The sequence below is a fragment of the Streptomyces sp. NBC_00878 genome, assembly GCF_026341515.1.
In the GTDB taxonomy this organism is placed as follows: Bacteria; Actinomycetota; Actinomycetes; order Streptomycetales; family Streptomycetaceae; genus Streptomyces.
In genome coordinates this window covers 4,103,152-4,120,988 of record NZ_JAPEOK010000001.1, presented here as the reverse complement: position 1 = coordinate 4,120,988, position 17,837 = coordinate 4,103,152, and the positions used below count along the sequence as shown (strand labels likewise).

General features: G+C 69.5%; 18 protein-coding genes and 1 riboswitch. Of the genes, 8 read left to right on the top strand and 10 right to left on the bottom strand.

Annotated features, from left to right (window positions below):
• Nucleotides 1-34: 34 nt before the first annotated feature.
• A complete protein-coding gene (locus tag OHA11_RS17170; RefSeq protein WP_266497147.1) occupies nucleotides 35-1,330 on the bottom strand; it encodes a helix-turn-helix domain-containing protein in 1,296 nt (431 codons plus the stop codon).
• A 230-nt stretch (nucleotides 1,331-1,560) separates the two neighbouring features.
• Between OHA11_RS17170 and OHA11_RS17165 the strand changes: the two genes are divergently transcribed.
• The gene (locus OHA11_RS17165) at nucleotides 1,561-2,001 is read left to right on the top strand and encodes a hypothetical protein (protein ID WP_266497146.1); all 441 of its coding nucleotides are present in this window, start codon (nucleotides 1,561-1,563) and stop codon (nucleotides 1,999-2,001) included.
• Between the two features lie 159 nt (nucleotides 2,002-2,160).
• A complete protein-coding gene (locus tag OHA11_RS17160) occupies nucleotides 2,161-2,835 on the top strand; it encodes a trans-aconitate 2-methyltransferase (protein WP_266497143.1) in 675 nt (224 codons plus the stop codon).
• A gap of 13 nt (nucleotides 2,836-2,848) precedes the next feature.
• Here OHA11_RS17160 and OHA11_RS17155 read toward each other — a convergent pair whose 3' ends face one another.
• Nucleotides 2,849-3,319, bottom strand: coding sequence for an ATP-binding protein (locus tag OHA11_RS17155; protein WP_266507243.1), 471 nt, complete (start codon nucleotides 3,317-3,319; stop codon nucleotides 2,849-2,851).
• 140 nt (nucleotides 3,320-3,459) lie between these two features.
• On the opposite strand from OHA11_RS17155, the gene OHA11_RS17150 reads away from it, so the two are divergent.
• The 5 genes from OHA11_RS17150 to OHA11_RS17130 all read left to right on the top strand — a co-directional run bounded on the left by OHA11_RS17150 (nucleotide 3,460) and on the right by OHA11_RS17130 (nucleotide 6,555).
• Complete coding sequence (locus OHA11_RS17150) at nucleotides 3,460-4,341, top strand: DUF5753 domain-containing protein (protein WP_266497142.1); 882 nt, start codon at nucleotides 3,460-3,462, stop codon at nucleotides 4,339-4,341.
• Nucleotides 4,338-4,583, top strand: coding sequence for a DUF397 domain-containing protein (locus OHA11_RS17145; RefSeq protein WP_266497141.1), 246 nt, complete (start codon nucleotides 4,338-4,340; stop codon nucleotides 4,581-4,583). The genes OHA11_RS17150 and OHA11_RS17145 overlap by 4 nt, the downstream gene beginning before the upstream one ends.
• A 243-nt stretch (nucleotides 4,584-4,826) precedes the next feature.
• Nucleotides 4,827-5,813, top strand: a complete 987-nt coding sequence (locus OHA11_RS17140; protein ID WP_266497139.1) for a hypothetical protein — start codon at nucleotides 4,827-4,829, stop codon at nucleotides 5,811-5,813.
• Nucleotides 5,814-5,893: 80 nt separating this feature from the next.
• Entirely contained in the window at nucleotides 5,894-6,178 is a 285-nt protein-coding gene (locus OHA11_RS17135) for a ribbon-helix-helix domain-containing protein (protein ID WP_266497137.1), read from the top strand.
• The gene (locus OHA11_RS17130; protein ID WP_266497136.1) at nucleotides 6,175-6,555 is read left to right on the top strand and encodes a hypothetical protein; all 381 of its coding nucleotides are present in this window, start codon (nucleotides 6,175-6,177) and stop codon (nucleotides 6,553-6,555) included. Before OHA11_RS17135 ends, OHA11_RS17130 begins: the two co-directional genes overlap by 4 nt.
• 9 nt (nucleotides 6,556-6,564) lie before the next feature.
• Here the strand turns inward: OHA11_RS17130 and OHA11_RS17125 are convergent, their stop codons facing one another.
• From OHA11_RS17125 to OHA11_RS17090, 8 genes are all read right to left on the bottom strand, one after another.
• Entirely contained in the window at nucleotides 6,565-7,236 is a 672-nt protein-coding gene (locus OHA11_RS17125; protein ID WP_266497134.1) for a hypothetical protein, read from the bottom strand.
• 326 nt (nucleotides 7,237-7,562) lie between these two features.
• A complete protein-coding gene (locus OHA11_RS17120) occupies nucleotides 7,563-8,654 on the bottom strand; it encodes a C40 family peptidase (RefSeq protein WP_266497133.1) in 1,092 nt (363 codons plus the stop codon).
• 479 nt (nucleotides 8,655-9,133) lie between these two features.
• On the bottom strand, nucleotides 9,134-10,282 hold the full coding sequence (locus tag OHA11_RS17115) for a C40 family peptidase (protein ID WP_266497132.1): 1,149 nt from the start codon (nucleotides 10,280-10,282) through the stop codon (nucleotides 9,134-9,136).
• A gap of 6 nt (nucleotides 10,283-10,288) precedes the next feature.
• Nucleotides 10,289-10,460: riboswitch (cyclic di-AMP (ydaO/yuaA leader) on the bottom strand.
• A gap of 293 nt (nucleotides 10,461-10,753) precedes the next feature.
• Nucleotides 10,754-11,347 carry a hypothetical protein gene (locus tag OHA11_RS17110; protein WP_266497131.1) on the bottom strand — a complete coding sequence of 198 codons (594 nt, stop codon included), beginning with the start codon at nucleotides 11,345-11,347 and terminating at the stop codon, nucleotides 10,754-10,756.
• A complete protein-coding gene (locus OHA11_RS17105; RefSeq protein ID WP_266497128.1) occupies nucleotides 11,344-12,669 on the bottom strand; it encodes a hypothetical protein in 1,326 nt (441 codons plus the stop codon). Before OHA11_RS17105 ends, OHA11_RS17110 begins: the two co-directional genes overlap by 4 nt.
• Before the next feature lie 84 nt (nucleotides 12,670-12,753).
• Nucleotides 12,754-13,566 carry an ATP-binding cassette domain-containing protein gene (locus tag OHA11_RS17100; protein WP_266497127.1) on the bottom strand — a complete coding sequence of 271 codons (813 nt, stop codon included), beginning with the start codon at nucleotides 13,564-13,566 and terminating at the stop codon, nucleotides 12,754-12,756.
• A gap of 99 nt (nucleotides 13,567-13,665) precedes the next feature.
• Nucleotides 13,666-14,493 (bottom strand): zf-HC2 domain-containing protein, encoded by an 828-nt coding sequence (locus OHA11_RS17095; RefSeq protein WP_266497126.1) that lies wholly within the window; start codon nucleotides 14,491-14,493, stop codon nucleotides 13,666-13,668.
• Nucleotides 14,490-15,041, bottom strand: a complete 552-nt coding sequence (locus tag OHA11_RS17090) for an RNA polymerase sigma factor (RefSeq protein WP_266497125.1) — start codon at nucleotides 15,039-15,041, stop codon at nucleotides 14,490-14,492. Before OHA11_RS17090 ends, OHA11_RS17095 begins: the two co-directional genes overlap by 4 nt.
• Nucleotides 15,042-15,263: 222 nt before the next feature.
• On the opposite strand from OHA11_RS17090, the gene pcrA reads away from it, so the two are divergent.
• Nucleotides 15,264-17,783, top strand: a complete 2,520-nt coding sequence (gene pcrA, locus OHA11_RS17085; RefSeq protein WP_266497123.1) for a DNA helicase PcrA — start codon at nucleotides 15,264-15,266, stop codon at nucleotides 17,781-17,783.
• The last annotated feature ends 54 nt before the right edge of the window (nucleotides 17,784-17,837 follow it).

Sequence of the window (17,837 nt, the reverse complement as noted above, 5' to 3'; positions counted from 1 at the left end):
AACCGTCCGGTGGGTGCGTGGCCGCGTCGCCGGATCAGCCCCGTACGCCGATAGCCGCTGCCAGCTCGCGAACGCCGCTCACTCGCGGGTGCCGCGTGGAGAGGTCGGTGACGATCTTTCGGATTGCCGGGCGGTCGCGCACCTCGCCCGGTGAGACGCGCAGAGCGGAGAGGAGTTCTTGCGTGGTTTGCTCGGGCTTGCCCCATTGCCACCAGGCGCGGCCGAGGTCGGTATGCATCCGTCCTTTGCGCTCGGCCGTGTGGAACTGCTCCGCGCTCAGTGCGCGGCCGGCCTGAAGTGCGGCGCCTGCGTCGCCGAGCGCCCAGTGGACCCCGACTTCGTAGAGGCTGACGGCGGCGGGGGTGATGGGGAACAAGCGCCCCGCCGGGACTTGCTGGTGGAGTTGGCGCGCGGCTTGGGAGGCCTCGCGAATCATGGCCTGTGCCTGATCGCGGTCTCCGGCGCGTGCTGCGGTGTAGGAAGTGGTGCACAACATCTGCGCATAGGCCGCAGCTTGCGCCGGTGTCGTCAGGCCGGTGGCCTCGACCTTGATCGCGGCGTCAGTGATGAGGCGTTGCGCGGCGACGGCTTGGTCCTGGTGACGCAGGACGATGCTCAGCTCCCGGGCCGCGGCTGCGGCCGCCAACGGAGAACCGGAGAGGTCTGCGTACACAGTGGCCCGGTCGGCGGTGAGCCGTGCTCGGTCGTACCGCCCGATCTTGATCAGTACCTGAGCGGCCAGGCTGTAACAGGCGGACAAGCGGGCATGCGCGAGGTCCGAGCGGGTCCGGGCGGCCTCGTGCGCGTCCGCGAGCAGCCCTGGGAGCGCTGCCAAGAGATCGGCGTGCTTGCCCGAATCGAAGAGGGTGCGCGCCCGGGAAAGGCGGGCGTCGAGGGGAACGTCCGAGCCGGTGGGCGTGGGTGTGATCGCGAGAGCGTCATCCATGCCCACGAGGAGCGGGGCGGGGGCCGCCAGCCCGGCGGCTGCGAGCAGTGTGCGGCGGCGCATTGGGTCCTCCTCGACGCAACGTGGACCGTCCGACGCAACTCTAGTGGCTTGGAGTGTGCCTATTCCGAGTGCCGCACCCAGGACGTTTGTCGGCACGCCGACCTCTTGGGCGGCTCGCCGTAGGAGGCGCAGGTCAACTGTTCGGCCTCCGCGCTGCTCCAATCGGGAGACTGTAGAGGCGGAGCAGCCAAGCCGTGCACCGAGATCGGCCTGCCGCCATCCCCGACCGATACGGCCCATGCGGATGAGCCCTCCGGGGTCGTTGTGGTCGACGAGCGCACGAACCTTGGTGGAACTCCACAGCGGGTCGGTGGTGCGCATCGCACCTCGCTTCCCCGAGGTCTCGGCTTCGCTCCGCCAAGGGAGGTCTGCTGACAGGACCAGGCCTACTCACCGTAGCGGCCGTTCGACGGTCGGTCGACGGCGTGTGCAAGCTCTGCAAATCGCTTGCACGCCTGGGCAGTTGACAACCGGCAACCGTTGCCCGGTGGTGTCGTTCCCTCACGGGCCCGCTCTGGGCGGTTGACCCGAACGACATCACGGAGGACAGCATGGCAACAGCATTGGAAACCGAGGTCCGTGAACCCCGGGACTACGTGAATCGTGGCGTGTGGGACCGGGAGATCACGCTCCTGATGCGGGATCACCCCGTGGACGAGGTGATGGCCAACCGTCTGTTCGGCGCGGCCGTCTCCTACCTGATCACAGCCATGGAGAAGTGGGGCCAGGGTCTGGAGATGTGCTGTGGTCGCCTGGTCGACCTGGCGGTCCATGTCTTCATCCTGGACACGAAGAACTACCGCGAGTTCTGTGCGCAGCACTTCGACGGGAAGTTCCTGGAGCACATCCCGGAGGTCGAGTTCAAGTACGACGGCTCGGTGGAGCGCACCGCGCAGATCATCGCGGATGCGGGCTTCGACGTGGACTGGAAGCTGTGGGAGCGGGACTACGGCAAGTGTGGTCCGTGCAGTCCTGGAGCGAACTGTCACTGAACCCTCGGAAGCAGTCGGCCCGGGAGCGCTTCGAGCGCTCCCGGGCCTCTGTGTGAGCGGATCGGGTGACGTTGTGCCAATTGCCCGTGCGTGGGAGGAGGCGTCGATACGGTGTCCAGCCCGATGGATACCGTTCTCACCAGCCTCCTGAGGAGTTCCATGTCCCACGTGCCCACGACACCGGCCGAATACTGGGACAAGTACAAGCCGTTCCGGGGTGAGGGCGTCCAGGCTGCTCCGCAGGCCGACCGGTTCGAATGGACGCAGTTTCCCGGTCACGGGCCGGGTGCCGAATTCCTGGGGGAACCCCGCAGGGTGCTGGAGCTGGGGCCGGCGGAAGGCAAGGAAGCCGCCTACTTGGCCCATCGGGGGGTCGATGTGACGGCAGTGGACTTTTCCGCGGTCCAGATCGAGCGGGCTCGCGCTTTCTGGCAGGACACTTCTGGACTGTCATTCATCCGCGCCGAAGCGTGCGACTTTCTCGCGTCCACCACCACGGTGTACGACGCCGTCTATTCGGTGTGGGGCGCCGTGTGGTTCACCGATCCCGAGGAGTTGTTCCCGCGCATCGCCAAGCGCCTCGCTCCCGACGGGGTCTTCGCATTCTCCCAGGCCGAGCCGACCGCGCACGCCTACGGTCCTCAGCAGATGCGCGGAAAATGGCTTGAGGGCCGCGAGCGCGAACTGACGGTGTTGCGCTGGCAGTACGCCCCCGAGACGTGGGCGGATATCCTCAAACGGCATGGCTTCACGGACGTCGAGGCGCACGTACTCAAAGCCCCGGACCCCCAAGACATGGGCACGCTCATGGTGCGTGGGCGTATCCCCACGTAGACGACCCCATGTGTCATCGTCCGTCACAGTGCGCAGTGCCGATTGCGGAGAGTCGGCAATCGAGTTCGAACCAGACCGTCTTGCCGATTCCACAGTCCCGAAGGTTTGCGCCCCACTTGTCCGCCAGGGCGACCACCAGCGACAGCCCCCGGCCCGACTCGTCGTCCGGCGATGCCTGTCGGGGTGCCGGGTACGTCTCGCTCGCATCCGTCACCGATACGCGGAGGCGGTCCGCGTCCAGGACGCAGCGGGCCCAGATCTCCCTGCCCGGGGAGACCTTCGCGTGGCGGTATGCGTTCGTCATCAGCTCGCTGAGTAGCAGGACCGCCGTCTCCGTCACGTCGTCGGGGAGCTTCCACGAAGTGGCCTGTTCCCGGAGGAGGGTTCGGGCTCTGCTCACGCTGCGGGCGTGGCGCGGTAGGCGCCACTCGATGTCCTGGGGGGCGGCAGCAGGGGCGGGCTGGGGAGTTGGGCCTCCGGACATCGGCATGCGTGACTCGTTCCTTGCGTGTGATTCTCCGTCATTTGCCGAGATCAGGCTGGTGGGTGGCGCGTAGCCTCGCGAGTAGCGACGTGGGTACACAGCGTGCTTGTACACGGGGTGTCGGCGGGAGGCAGGCGGGCGTGGTGACTTCTGGGGAGACTCAGCAGGCGCAGCAGAATTGGCGGTACTGCGGCGGGCAGATCAAATTGTGGCGGGAAGAAGCGGGGGTCAGCCGCCAGGAGCTGGCCAAGGAGACCCGACTTGACGTACTCGTAGTCGTAGTGGGTCTCCTTGGCCAGGAGCTGGCCAAGGAGACCCACTACGACTACGAGTACGTCAAGTCGATGGAGAACGGGCGGAGACGGCCGACGCTGAGGTTGTTGCAGGTCGCGGATCAGTTGTGTGGGGCCAAGGGGAAGTTGGTCGCTGCACAGGAGTACCTGAAGCCGGAGTCGTTTCCCCAGCGTACGCAGCAGTACGTACTGGTGGAGGCCGAGGCGATCACGGTGCAGTGGTACGAGCCTCTGCTGATTCCAGGGTTGTTGCAGACGGAGGAGTACGCACGGGAGTTGATCAGCAATGACTGCCCGCCGCTCGATGAGGAGACGGTCGAGGAACGGGTCGGGGCAAGGCTGAAACGACAGGAGAAGCTGACCAGCAAGCCGCCCGCGCTCTTCAACTATGTGATTCATGAGGCAGCGCTGCATGCCGTGGTGGGCGACGAGGGCGTGATGCGCAGGCAACTTGAGCATCTGCTGACGGTGGGACAACGGCGTAACGTCTCAATCCAAGTGTTGTTGTTCAAGTTCGCCCCCGCTGCGGCGCTCAGCGGACCGATCGTGCTGGTGGAAACGGCGGACCATGAGCAGTACGCCTTCGCCGACGGGCAGGAAACGGGTGCGCTCTACGGCAGTGGGGACAAGCTCAGCACGCTGACTCAACGCCATGGCATGATCCGCACGCAGGCGCTTAGCGTTGAGGAGTCTGCCCGGTTCATCAGAAAGGTGGCGGAGGAACGATGAGCGCCGACCTGTCATGGTTCAAGTCCAGCTACAGCGACTCCTCGGGCAGTGCCTGCCTCGAAGTCGCCTACGCCTGGCGCAAGTCCACCTACAGCGACTCCCAGGGCAGTGACTGCGTCGAAGTCGCCGCCTGCCCCCACTCCATCCACGTCCGGGACTCGAAGCTCGGGGCTCGGAGCCCCCGGTTCGCCGTACCCGCTGACGCCTGGGCGGCCTTCATAGCGCACACTCGGCGTGCCTGAACGTCGGCGCCCGAGCCCCGGGCTTCGGACCCCGAGATCCGAGCTCCTTTTGTGAGGATTGGGTGGTTGGGCTCAACCCACCCTCCCTCCCAACCCCCGTACACACCAGCGGACATGACTTTTCGTGATCGGCTTGCCACGCGCCGTGGCGAACGTTTAGCGTTCGCAGCAACAAACGACCCCGGCAGGTGTTACCAGCACCAAACCGGGGTCTGACCTCAAGATCGAACGAGGACCGATCTCATGGCTTGTGAAGACCTTAGCGCTGCGCTGCCCGCGCCCGCACACCCCATGGCCAAGCCCGGCTACGGCAAACGCTCCGTACCGGACCAGCCGCCCTCCCGCCCCGGCGACTTCGGTCACCTCCCCGCCCGCGCCGCGTACATCGCCGGATTTCTCGACCGGCTCTGCGAGAACGCGGCCATGGATGCCAAGACCATCGCGAAGGCCCAGCCCCTCTACGGGCAGCAGGCGGTCCGCTCCGCCCTCAACGAACTCGGCGAGGCAGGACACCTGCGCCGCGTACGCCACCGGGTCGAGCCGACCGACACCGGCACCGACACCGATACCGGTACCGGCACGCGGTGGGTCTTCCGCACCTACTGGTCCCGTACCGCACGTGACAACGAATGGTGGGCCCGGTTCCTCGACGGTGACGTACCCGGTGCCGCATCGCCCGAGACGCCGATCACGACCTCCCCGGTCACGACATCCTCCCCGGCCTCCATGTCCCAGGCCGCCCCCAGCGACGTGACACAGGAGCCTCAACCCTCAGCCGCGTACGTGGCCCTCGCCCAACTCGGCCGCGCCGAACCCCGCTTGGCGCTCTCCCACGCCGACTGTGCGGCGCTCGAAGGCCTCGCCGCCGAGTGGTTCGCCCGTGGTGCCGATACCGCTCGCTTCACGCAGGTCCTCGTCGCGGGCCTCCCCGAGGCGGTGTACTCACCCCGTGCACTTGTCCAGCGTCGGCTCCGCGACAAGATGCCGCCCGACCTGGCCGCCGCCGAGGGAGCCGCCGCGCCCCGGCAGCCCCCGCCTCCGCGTCTGATCATGGAGTGCACCGAGTGCCGCGTACCCGGCCGCCCGGAGGCCCTGCCAGGAGGTCTCTGCCGTGCCTGCCGTGGCGGCACCACGGCCGAAGTGCCGCGCGCACTGCCTCCGACGGCCGTACAGGTCCGAGCCGCGCAAGTGCGCGGGGCGATCCGTACCGCGCTGCCGCTGCGAGTGTGAGCCGTTTCCGCGCACGGCCCGCAGCTTGTCCATCACTCTCAATAGGAATCTCTCGTATGGCCATGCGATACCCTCGCATCATGGCTGCCAAGAAGCCCATCTCCGTCACTCTCGACCCGGACCTGCTCGAAGAGTTGCAGCGGCTCGTCGACGCGGGCGAGGCGGCATCGATCTCGGCGGTGATCAACGAGACCCTGCGAAGCCGTGTCGAACGTCGACGGCGAGCTGAGCAGGCGCGGGAGTACGTCGAGGAAACCCTGCTGCGCGGTCAGGCGCTGACGGACGAGGAACTCGTCGAGGCGCGCGGCATGCTGGCCGCGAGCAAGGCCCGCACCGACGCTCGCCGCAAGGGTGCGGCGGCGTGAGCGACGGCGTCATCCTGGACCATCACGGTCTGCTTGCCCTCGGGCGCGGGCATCGTGTGCTGTCCGGATTCATCGTGGCAGCGCACGAGGATCCGCTGTACACGGTGGTGGTTCCAGCTCTCAGCCTGGCCGAGGCAACGAGGAGTCGCCCAGGTATTTCGGGTCACCTGGCCCAGCTTCCCGCCGTGGAGGTGGCGTCGGTCGACCGGATCGTCGCCGACACCATGGGGCGTATCGCGACCACGCTCTTCCCCGAGCACGGGTGGTCGGCCGTTCATGTGGCCGCCGTGAGTATGGCAACCGGCTGGGAAGTCGCCACCACGGAGCCTGGCGCGTATCGCGGGTTCGGCGTGCCGGTGCTGCCCTTGGCGGGATGAACCGCCCTGTCAGTCGGCCTGATCCTCCGGAGCCGGTGTCGCTCCTGTTGTCCCCCGCTCAGTCGGCGTCCGAGGCCCCAGCGCCCGTACGGCCCACCGATAGTGACGTACCGCCTTCACCACGCCGATCAGGCCGGTCAGCCAGAGAATCAAGCCGATTCCCATCACGAGCACCACATCGCTGTACGCGTCCTGCCCCGGCCTCGCCTCCGCCGCCCCCGCGAACGCTGTCCACAGCCCGAACGCGCAGAGGCTGAGTGAGGAGAGCAGCCAGAAGAGGCTCAGGCCGGGGGAGCGCAGGCGGGCGTCGGTGGGCGGATGGCTGGCCAACCGCAGCCAGGCGTCGAGGAGTTGGCTGATGTGGCGGTCCCGCCGGACGGCGAGGACGACGGCGATGACGGAGGGCGTGAGCGCGGCCAGGCCGAGGACCGCGAAGAGCGGTCCCAGGATGAACCCGGTGGGATCCCGCTGTTCGAGTTGCTGCAACGGCAGCACGAGCAGCGCCCATCCGATGATCGCCGCGACCGCCAGCAGCCACAGCAGCAGCACCCGGTGCACCCCGAGACTGCGTCTGCGCAGTTCCTCCAAGGCCCGCCCGCGGTCGGCCAGCAGCGCTGCCCGGTCGGGCCAGCCGCTGATGTGCGCGGGCGGCGGCGGAGGTGGCAGCGTGGGGCCGGGCATCGAATCCTTCTGGAGGGCGACGGCGAACCAGGCGGAACGGTACGGAGGAGCGGAGCTGTGTGGAAGCAACGGGACGGACGAACGGGACGGACGAACGGGACGGACGAACGGGGTGGACGAACGGGGTGGAGCGGATCGTGACCGTGTGGTGCGGCATGTCGAACCGTGCCGCGTCGACGCTACCCCGCCGCAGTACCCATGCGATGTCCATCCAAGCCGGACCGACGCCCGAACGGCTTGAACTCCCCCGTTCCCTACCGTCGCCGTTCCCTGCCGTTCTCCTCCCTTGTCGGCCCGCCCGTCTTCTCCCTCGTCGGCCCGGCCGCTCACGCCACGCGCGTAGCCCCCGCGAACGGCATCTCGTCGATCGGTGCCACCCGTACCGGTGCCGCGGAGTTGGGCGCGTGGATCATCTGCCCGTTGCCGATGTACAGGCCCACATGGCTGATGCCCGAGTAGAAGAACACCAGGTCTCCGGGCCGGAGTTCGGACCGTGAGACGCGCTCGCCCGCGTTGATCTGGGCGTACGTCGTGCGGGGCAGCGAGATGCCCGCTTCACGGTACGCGGCCTGCATCAGGCCCGAGCAGTCGAAGGCGTCCGGGCCCGTGGCACCCCACACATACGGGCTGCCGAGTTTCCCGTACGCATACGAAATCGCGCTCGCGGCGCGGGAGTTCGGAGCGGCGGTCGACGGGCCGTTGCTGCCTGTGCCGCCCATGCCGCCCGTGGCGCCCAGTTCGCGCGGTTCGGCAGCGGAACGTGAGGCGCGGGCGGTGTCCGCGTCGTCGGCGCCGATGCGTGCCCGGTCCGCGTCCGACAGCCGTGACAGCAGATCCCGGGCCTCTCCCAGTTTCCCGGTGACGGTCCGCTTGTTCCGCTTCAACTCCGCCTGCCGCGCCTGGAGGGAGGTGAGCTCGACGTGTGCGGCCCCGCGCAACTGCTCGATCTCGCGCAGCTGTTCGCGTACCCGCGACACCGCCGAGGCCTGCCTGCCGCCCGCCCGCTCGGCGAACGCGGCCCCGTCCAGGTACTGATCGGGATCCGAGGAGAGCATGAGCCGCAGCGCGGGGTCGACGCCGCCGTCCCGGTACTGCGCGGTGGCCAGCGAACCGAGCGCGTCCCGCTCCGAGTTGAGCCGATCCGTCCTGCGCGCGGCCTCGTCCTGCAGCGTGTTCAGCCGGCCCCGCGTCTTCGTCGACCTCTCCTTCGCCCCGTTGTACTTCTCGGTGGCGACCTCCGCCTCCTGGTACAACTTGTCGACCTTCGCCCTGACCTGAGCGGCTGTCAGTTCCGGCGCGGCGGTCCCCGTCCCCTCGAACCCGGTCGCGCTCGCCGCGCCCGCGAGCGCGATGGTGAAGGCGGTGCGGGCCGTACTGCCGCCGATTGAGCGCTGTCTGGGCTTGCGGTGCGCTGCCACGTGCGATCCACGTCCTTCCGTACGGCCGCCCGGGCGTTGGTGCGTCCGCGGCGGCGGCCCTCAGGGGCCGGTTGCACGTCCGGCGGCGGCCCGCACAGGGGAGCGGGCCGCCGCCGGACCTTTCTCGGCGGTGGTGTCCGGATGCCGCCCCTGGCCCGGGCGGCGGTGGGAAAGTCCGGTCACCTGGGGAAGGACGCTAAACCTGGGACCGTGGCCCGGGTAACGGCATGTACGGAAGTGGTGCGATTCGGGCACGAGCTGACCGGGTACGACCGCGATCCGGGCCCGGCGCCGCCGACTTGACGTGGTGGGCTGACCGATGCGCGAGTTGTGGGGGAGCGGGCGAGCGGCTGGTGCTATGGGCTCCGCCGGGATGGGGCGCGTGGGCTGCCCGAGGCTGAGAGGGACACGCGCGTGTCCCTCTCAGCCTCGGGCAGCCCCAATTCCGGTCAGTGCGAAACAGGACTACGAAAAGCCCCTCATGCCGGGCGTACCACGCTGTGGATCGGCATGTAGTAGATCGACTCCTCGCGGACGTACGCCCCGGGCTTCGGCGCGTGGATCATCATGCCGTCGCCGATGTAGATGCCGACGTGGCTGATGTCGTCGTAGAAGAAGACCAGGTCACCGGGCTGGGCGCTGTTCAAGGAGACCGTCGTGCCCGCGTTGACCTGGTCCCAGGTGGTACGCGGGAGCGTGACGCCGGCGGCCTTCCAGGCGGCCTGGGTGAGGCCGGAGCAGTCGTACGACTCGGGGCCGCTCGCGCCCCACACGTACGGCTTGCCGATCTGGGCGCGGGCGAAGGCGAGCGCCTTGTCGGCCTTGGCCGTGGAGGTGGAAGTGGAGGTGGACGAGCCGGAGCCCGAGGTGCCCGAGGAGGTCCCGGTGTTCTGCGTCGCCGCCTCCTGGCGCCGCCGCTCCGCTTCGGCCGCCTGCTGCCGCGCCAGCTCGTCCGCCTTGCGCTGGGCCTCTTCCTGCTTCTGCCGCTCGATCGCGGCGAGCCGCGCCTTCTCCTCGGCGGTCAGCTTCGAGAGCAGGTCGCGCGCCTCGGCGAGCTTCCGCTGGACGTCCGCCTTGGACGTCTTCAGCGTGCTCTGCGTCGCGGTGAGCGTCTCCAGGCTCTCGGACGCCTCCTGCCGCTTCTCCGCCGTCGCGGCCTGCTGCGTGACGTAGTCGTCGACGGACTGCTTCTGGCGGCTGGTCAGCCGGTCCATCAGGTGGGTCTGGTCGAAGTAGTCCTGCGGGTTGTCCGCGAGGAGGAGGGAGGCGGTGTCGGGGGCGGCGGCTCCCGTGCGGTACTGCGCGGCGGCGAACGTACCGAGTTCCTCGCGCGCGTCGTTCAGTTTCTCCGTGCGCCGCGCCACATCGTCGAGCAGGGTGTCGACGCGCTTCTTCTGCTTGGTGGTCTTCTCCTTGGCCGCGTTGTACTTCTCGCTGGCCGTCTCTGCCTGGCGGTAGAGGTCGCCGACCTTTTTCTCGACTTCCTCAAGGCTCGGCTTGGGCTCCTCGGCGGGCGACGCGTTCGCCGTCTGGGAGAGGAGAGCCACCGAGGTCAGAGCCGCGGTGGCGAGGGCCGGAGTCCGTATGCCCATGGGGCTGAGGGGCCGGGACCTGCGGTGTGGCGCCACGAGGGCGTCTCCTTCCGTCATCCGCCTACCGAGTTAGCTGTCGGGTTCGGGCTGGTGCTTCGGAAGGTTTGCCCTACGGTCCGGTTCCCGGATGGGAGTTGGACCGATTCACCCCAAGGTCGGTGGGTCCTCGGCTCCGGCGGCCACAAGGGCGTACCGGACTCGGCGGAGGCCGCTCGGCCCGGCGATGTTCGCCGGTGCGGGTCGTGCGGCCTACAGGAAATTTAGCTAATTCGTGTGGCCCCTGTGAAGTTTGATGTGCGATATGCCCGATACATTTTCGTGACCTTGACCTTGGGCCTCGCTCTCCGAGGTCAATCCGGAATGATCTGCGATGAGTTGTCCGGAGTGGCGGCGTCCGACTGGTCGGGGGCGCCGGCTTCCAGCAGTCACGGTCAGGTGCCGTGGGGCAGAGGAAGCCATCCGCGGCCGGCCGGTCACATGATCAATATGTGGCCGGCCGCAGCGGGCTCACAGGCGGCTCCCGCGCTGGGTGTAGGCGGCGGCGCCGACGACTGTCAGGAGGACGGCCACCGTGGTGGAGGTGACGGTGCCGGGGTCCTGGACCATCCAGGTCAGTGCCTGCCCGATGACCGATTCCCTGGGGCCCACCGCCAGCATGAGCATGGCCCAGCCGATGGGGAGGACCCAGGCCGCGTGGGCACCGACGAGCACCGCGCCCAGGGCGGTCAGGGCCGTGAGTGCCAGGACGGCCTGTACGACGGTGCCGTAGGCCACGGCGTGGGACTGCTGCCCGGCGATCCGGTGGACGACGACGAGCAGACCGAGCAGGACTCCGCCGAGCAGCAACAGGTGGACGGCGCGGATCAGCCGCCAGGGGGCGGGCGTGCCGCGTTCCAGTTCCTCGTCCGGGCCGGCGAGCGTGCGGGCGGTGGGGGCGATGCCCAGCACGACGGCGATCAGGCCGAGCCTATGGGTTATGGCCGGGTCGTCCGGCAGGTATGCGGCCCAGGTGAGTGCGGCCGCGGCCAGAAAGACCAGTACGGTCGCCGGAACCGCCCGGCAGCGCAGGTGCAGCACGATGCCGTGCAGGCCCGGGGTCATCGGCCCGCTCCCTGACCCATGACGACGGCCAGCGGGTCCCCGCAGGTCAGTGCGGCCTTCCGGCCGTCCCCTATCCGCTGGTAGCGCTCCTTGGCAGGCAGCGCGCGCAGCGTGTCGTAGGCCTCGCGGGCGACAGGGCTCAGCTCGTCGGTGGGGGTGGCCAGGAGCAGGGCGGCCATCGCATCGGAGGCGTCCTGCGCGCGGGTCCACTCCCTGCCGGTCCCGTCCTCCTCGTCGGAGAAGCAGTCCTCGTCGAAAACGGCTCCGGAGGCCACGGTGTCGAGGACCGAGGCCGGTTTCCATCTGATGCCGCCTTCCTGTGTCCGGTACGGGAGTTGGACACGGACCGTACCGAGATCCTTGGCGTCGGCAGGCTTGCCGTCGTCGAGCATCCAGCTCACCGTGTCCTCCTCCACCCGCGTCGGGCCACCGGGCACCTTGGCGAAGGCGTCGAGCACCTTCTGGGCGGGAGCTGTGAGATCGGGCAATGTGCGGGTGTGCACCTTGGTGACACAGATCCGGCCGTTGCTCGGCGCGCAGACCATGGCGGTGGCCTGCTGGTCGGGGACGACCGCGCCCGATGGCGCCAGCAGGGTTCCGAGGGCCACCCCGGCCACGGCGGGCGTCAGGGCCAGCACCCGGGCACGCGCGGTGGCCGCGACGGCCAGCAGCACACCGGTGACAGCGACGGCGGCGAACCAGATGCCCTGGGCCGCGGACAGCGAGGGCAGCACCCGGTGGAAGTCGTCCGTCACCGGCAGCATCGGCAGCACGGTGTCCACCAGACGGTTGGCCGGCCGGCTGTCCTGGCTCACCGACAGAATCAGGAAGAGCACCACCGCGCCCAGCGGCGCCACGACCGGCGCGGACGCCATCCGCCCGACACCCAACCCGAGCAGGGTGACGGCGATGGCGGCCAGCAGTCCCACCGCAAGGCCCGCAGGCTGAAGGCCGTCACCGTAGGCCGCGTGCCGGGAGACCAGTACCCCTGCCCACCCGACCATCGCGGCCATGGCGAGCACCACCGCGCCGGCGATCACCAGGAAGGCGGGCAGCAGCCGCACCGAGCGCGGCCGTGGCGTGGCGGCGAACAGCTCGGAGACCTCACTGCGCCGCTCCCGCCCGCCGTGCCAGATCCCGGCGGCCAGTGCCACCGGCAGCACGATCCAGGCGGTTCCCCGCATCGAGTAGACCAGGGGCGCCCAACTGGCGGCCCACTCCCCGATGTCCATCCACAGAAAGACACGGGTCAGGGCGGCCAGCACCAGGAACAGCGGCAGCGCGATCGAGCGCTTCGCCTCCAGGCGCACTATTCGGAACATCACAGTCTCCAGTAGTCGGGTGTAGCCAGTAGTCGGGTGTAGGAGGACATACAGGGGCTTCGGGCGGCGGTTGTGCTGCGTCGCCTATCGCCCGGCCCCGGCCTTGCCCTCGCGGTGCCGGCGCAGCAGGGCGGAGTAGCCGCGCTCGATGTCGCTGTCGCCCGGGTCGGCGTCGGTGCCTGCGGTACGGAGGCGGTCGAGGTGGCCCGCGAAGACCGTGCGGCCCTCGTCCATCAGCACGACGCTGGCGCAGGCGGCACCGACGTCCTCGACAAGGTGGGTGGAGACCAGGACGCAGGACTGTGCGCCGATGTCACGCAGCAGAGTGCGGAACTCCATGCGCTGGGCGGGGTCCAGGCCGACGGTGGGTTCGTCGAGCAGCAGGATGTCGGGGTCGTTGACGATCGCCTGGGCGATGCCGGCCCGGCGCAGCATGCCGCCGGAGAGCGATCCCATACGGTCATCGGCCCGGTCGGTGAGGTCGACCCGGTCGATGGAGTGCTGCACCGCGTCGGCGACCCGGCGGCGGGGCACTTCCTTGAGCCAGGCCATGTACTCGACGAACTCACGCACGGTGAAGCGCCGGTAGTGTCCGAAAGCCTGGGGCAGATAGCCCAGCCGACGGCGCAGCTCGCGCAGTTCGCCACCGCTGCGACGGGCGTTGCCCAGGAGTTCCAGGTCGCCGCTGTGCGGGGTCAGGACGGTGGCGAGCGTGCGGATCAGGGTCGTCTTGCCCGCCCCGTTGGGGCCGAGCAGACCGTGCACTCCGGTGCCCAGTTCCAGGTCGATCCCGTCGACCGCCGCGCGGCGGCCGTGCCGCACGGTCAGGGCGTGAGCCTGGATGTGATGGGCGTAGCGGGTGGGGGCCGTCTCGCTCGCGGTGACGGTTCTGGGCATGGCGGTGTCTCCTCGCGGTGCGGGTGAAGGACTGCGGTGCAGGTGAAGGACTGCGGTGCGGGTGAAGGACCGCGTCGCAGGTGAAGGACGGTGTGGGGGTCAGCGGTGGCGTGTGCGGGCCTCAGGGGCGTGCAGATAGGCGTTGCGGCACAGGATGACGGCGGCGCCCAGGACAGCGGTCGCGGCCGCCCAACCCGGGGCGGCGGACTCCTGTAGGTAGGAGGGAACGGTGCCCCCGCCGAGGGCGGGGGAGACCACGAACAGGGCCCACCCGGTGCCCAGCGCGGTGGCGGCGCGCTGGGTGCCCACCACGCTGCCCAGTGCCAGGCTCGCGCAGGTCAGAGTGAGGGCCGGCAGCAGGACCAGCGCGGGTGCGGTGCCGGTGACCCAGCCGGCGGCTGCGAGGGCCGGGGTCACGAGGGTCAGCACGGCCAGGGTCCGCCGCAGGACGAGGCCGAGCCCCGCTCTCGGGGTGGTGGCGATCAGCTCATGGACGGGGTCGGAGTGCGGGCCCCAGCTCACGGCCACTCCCAGCAGCGGCATCGCCGGGGCCAGCAGCAGGAGGGTCGGGGAGTTGTGTGCGACGGCCGAGGACAGGACCAGGGCGCCGAGAACGACGAGGACGACCGCCGCGGTCCACGGTCCGAGCGCGGGGGCCGCCCACCGGGCCAGTCCGCCCCGCACCCGGCGCCACCGGCGGCGGGGTACCGGCGGCAGCGTCGCCGACAGGCGCTCGCGCACCTGCTCCATCAGCGCGGTGTCGGCCGGGCGGTGAGCGAGGGACACCTCCCTCAATTCGGCCTGGCAGGCAGTGCACTGCTCCAGATGTGCCTCCAGCGTCCACAACGCCGCGGCGCTGGGACTGGCCGGCGCGCCGGGGTCCAGGACGTAGCTCACCAGGAGCTCCCGGGGGACGTGTGGAGTCATGACAGGGCCTTTCGCATTTCGAGGCGGGCGCGGCGGGCACGGGTCTTGACGGTGCCCTCGGGAATCCGCAGCAGTGCGGAGGTCTCACGGACCGTCAGCCCGTCGAGCACCATCGCGGTCAGGACCTGGTGCAGCTCGGGGGCCAGCCGGTCCAGTGCCGCGCCCAGGTCGCCCCCTATCGCGGCATCCAGCACTTCGTGCTCGGCGGAAGGCGCCAGGTCCGGTGCGGCGGACGCCGGCGGGAGGGTGCTGTGCCGGCCGCGTACCCGGAAGGCGTCCACCAGCCGGCGGGCGGCGACCGTCCACAACCAGCCGCCGGCCTCCTCGCCGCGCATGCTGTCGGCGAAGGACCCGGCCGCCCGCCACACCGCCATGTACGTCTCCTGCAAGACCTCGGCGACGATCTCGTCGTCCGCGCAGCGCCGACGCAGCCGCGCCGTCAGCCACGGGGCGCTGCGCCGGTACAGCTCGTCGAAGGCCGCCGTGTCTCCGCGGGAGATCCGCCGGACCAGCTGCGCCTCGGTCAACGAGGCCGGTGAACGTTTCACGTCCTGGTCTGACGGAGCACGGCGACTCCTGGTTTTCCCCGGCGGTGTGATCCACGTCACACGCCGCCGGATGGCGTTGGATCGCGTCGGTTCAGGGGGAGAGGGGGGAGCGGGGAGGGGGAGCGTGAAATTCGTTCATCCTTCTGGGGGCGGGTTGCGAATTCCGCCGAGTTTCCAGGGTGGCGGCGGGCTGTCAGTGGGGGCGCCTAGACTCGGAGAGCGATGAGCAGCCTCTTTGATGACAGCTTCCTGGCGGACCTCAAGCCCTCGCAGGCCCACGAGGAAGAGCCCCCGCCGCCGCCCGAGGACGAGGCGCCGGATTCGGAGCCGGTTCCGGACGATTTGTTCGGCGGTCGGTTCGACGTGCCGCCGAGCAGGGACGGGTACTACCGCGACGGCGCCTCCCGGCCGCCCGTGGACCCGGCCGCGCTCCTGGACGGGCTGAACGAGAACCAGCGCGCGGCGGTGGTCCACCACGGCTCGCCGCTGCTCATCGTGGCCGGCGCCGGCTCCGGCAAGACCCGTGTGCTCACGCACCGGATCGCCCACCTGCTGGGCGAGCGCAAGGTGCACCCGGGCCAGATCCTCGCGATCACGTTCACGAACAAGGCCGCGGGCGAGATGAAGGAGCGCGTCGAGCAGCTCGTCGGCCCGCGCGCCAACGCGATGTGGGTGATGACCTTCCACAGCGCGTGTGTACGGATCCTGCGGCGCGAGTCGAAGCAGCTCGGCTTCACCTCCTCCTTCTCGATCTACGACGCCGCCGACAGCAAGCGCCTCATGGCCCTGGTCTGCCGAGACCTGGACCTCGACCCCAAGCGCTTCCCGCCCAAATCCTTCAGCGCCAAGATCTCGAACCTGAAGAACGAGCTGATCGACGAGGAGGACTTCGCCGCCCAGGCTGCCGACGGTTTCGAGAAGACCCTCGCCCAGGCCTACGCGATGTACCAGTCACGGCTGCGCGAGGCGAACGCGCTGGACTTCGACGACCTGATCATGACGACGGTCAACCTCCTGCGTGCCTTCCCGGACGTCGCCGAGCACTACCGCCGCCGCTTCCGGCACGTCCTGGTCGACGAGTACCAGGACACGAACCACGCGCAGTACGCCCTCGTCCGCGAGCTCGTCGGCACCTCCGAGCACCCGGTCGACGTACCGCCCAGCGCGCACGACCTCCCGCCCGCCGAACTGTGCGTGGTGGGCGACGCCGACCAGTCGATCTACGCCTTCCGCGGCGCGACCATCCGTAACATCCTCCAGTTCGAGGAGGACTACCCGAACGCGACGACGATCCTGCTGGAGCAGAACTACCGCTCCACGCAGACGATCCTCACCGCCGCCAACGCGGTCATCGAGCGCAACGAAAGCCGCCGCCCCAAGAACCTGTGGACCAACGCGGGCGCGGGCGCGCAGATCACCGGCTATGTCGCCGACACCGAGCACGACGAGGCCCAGTTCGTCGCCGACGAGATCGACCGGCTCACGGACGCGGGCGACGCGAAGGCGGGCGACGTCGCCGTCTTCTACCGTACGAACGCGCAGTCCCGTGTCTTCGAAGAGGTCTTCATCCGCGTCGGCCTGCCCTACAAGGTCGTCGGCGGCGTCCGCTTCTACGAGCGCAAGGAGGTCCGCGACGTCCTCGCGTACCTGCGCGTGCTCGCGAACCCCGAGGACTCCGTACCGCTGCGCCGCATTCTCAACGTCCCCAAGCGCGGCATCGGCGACCGCGCCGAGGCGATGATCGACGCGCTCTCCCAGCGCGAGAAGATCAGCTTCGCGCAGGCGCTGCGCCGCGTCGACGAGGCGTACGGCATGGCGTCCCGCTCGACGAACGCCGTCAAGCGGTTCAACACGCTGATGGAGGACCTCCGCACGATCGTCGAGTCGGGCGCAGGACCGGCGACGGTCCTGGAGGCCGTGCTCGAACGGACCGGCTACCTCGCCGAGTTGCAGGCCTCGACCGACCCGCAGGACGAGACCCGTATCGAGAACCTCCAGGAACTGGCCGCCGTGGCCCTGGAGTTCGAGCAGGAGGCCGACGAGGGCGAGGCGCCGGGCGGGCTCTCCGCCTTCCTGGAGCGGGTCGCGCTCGTCGCCGACTCCGACCAGATCCCGACTGCACCTGATGATGATGCTGACGCATCGGGCTCGGAGGACGGGTCCGGCGTGATAACGCTGATGACCCTCCACACCGCCAAGGGCCTCGAATTCCCCGTGGTGTTCCTGACCGGCATGGAGGACGGAGTCTTCCCGCACATGCGCGCCCTCGGCCAGACCAAGGAGCTGGAGGAGGAGCGCCGGCTCGCGTACGTCGGCATCACGCGCGCGCGGGAACGGCTGTATCTCACCCGGTCATCGATGCGCAGCGCGTGGGGGCAGCCCTCGTACAATCCGCCGTCGCGCTTCCTGGAGGAGATCCCGGAGACGCATCTGGAATGGAAGCGCACGGGCTCCCTGGGCCCGGTTGCCTCCGGTCCGGCGTCCGGTGTGGCGGCCTCACTGTCCTCCTCGCGCTCCCGCTCGGCGGCCTCGGGCGCGTCCGGCTTCGCGACACGACGCGGCGCCACGGACAAGCCGGTGGTGTCGCTCGCGGTCGGGGACCGGGTCACGCACGACCAGTTCGGCCTCGGCACGGTGGTCGGAGTGAAGGGCACGGGCGCGAACGCGGAGGCGACGGTCGACTTCGGCGAGGAGAAGCCGAAGCGGTTGCTGCTGCGGTACGCACCGGTGGAGAAGCTGTAGGCAGGCTGGGAACAACCAGCCTGTCCGGCGTTGGAGGACAAGGCCGTTCAGGCC